This is a genomic window from Mesorhizobium sp. P5_C1, assembly GCF_054049815.1.
Map to the genome: position 1 here is coordinate 1 of NZ_JBFULQ010001209.1, position 799 is coordinate 799.

1 protein-coding gene is annotated in these 799 nt (G+C 60.8%); it reads left to right on the top strand.

What is annotated here, in order from left to right; all coding sequences use genetic code 11:
- Nucleotides 1-799 (top strand): trypsin-like serine peptidase (locus ACXJ7R_RS34915; protein ID WP_457155771.1); only part of this gene is annotated, 799 nt, incomplete at both ends.

Genomic DNA, 799 nt, shown 5'->3' on the forward strand with positions numbered 1-799 from the left:
GACTGACGAAGACCGCCGCGCCGCGCCGCTTGCTGACGAGGCAACGGCTGTCAAATCCTATGGCATCGTCGGACGTTCCGCCGATGGCAAGGAGATCAAGATCGAGCCGAGCGAAGCGTTGCGGGATCTGATCATCAAGGAACTGAATGCGCCGGCCAATGGAAAAGACGGGGCGCAGCGCAAGACCGAAGATCCTGACCTTGGCGAAGGCGAAGCCGGCCGTCAGGTTTTCGGCACCGACGACCGTGAGCAGGTCAAGAACACCAAGACCTATCCGTTCTCGGCAATCGGCTATCTCGAAGCCAAATCGCCGAAGACGGGCAACTATGGCAGCTGCTCGGCAACGCTGATCGGCCCGCGCACGGTGCTTACCGCGGCGCACTGCCTCTACAGCCACGAGGACAAGGACTGGCTCTCCGAATATCTGTTCGTGCCGGGCCTCAACGGCAGCACAGCCGACGACGCACCGTTCGGCGCCTTCACCTATGAGAGCGCCTACGTGCTGCAGGGCTTCATCGACAACTACCAGGGCTATTATGGTTCGGTCATCCCGTGGGATCTCGGCATCATCACGCTGAAGCAGGATGTCGGCACCAACCTCGGCTGGCTGGGCTACGCCAACTATGACGATCTCGGCGACTTCACCGCCAACCTCGTCGGCTACCCCGGCGACAAGCCGATGGGCACGATGTGGAAGGCGAACTGCGAAGTGCATGCCGAAAACATCGCTCCGGAATATTTCCAGTATGACTGCGATACGTTCCCGGGGTCGAGCGGCAGCTCGGTCTATGCCTATGAC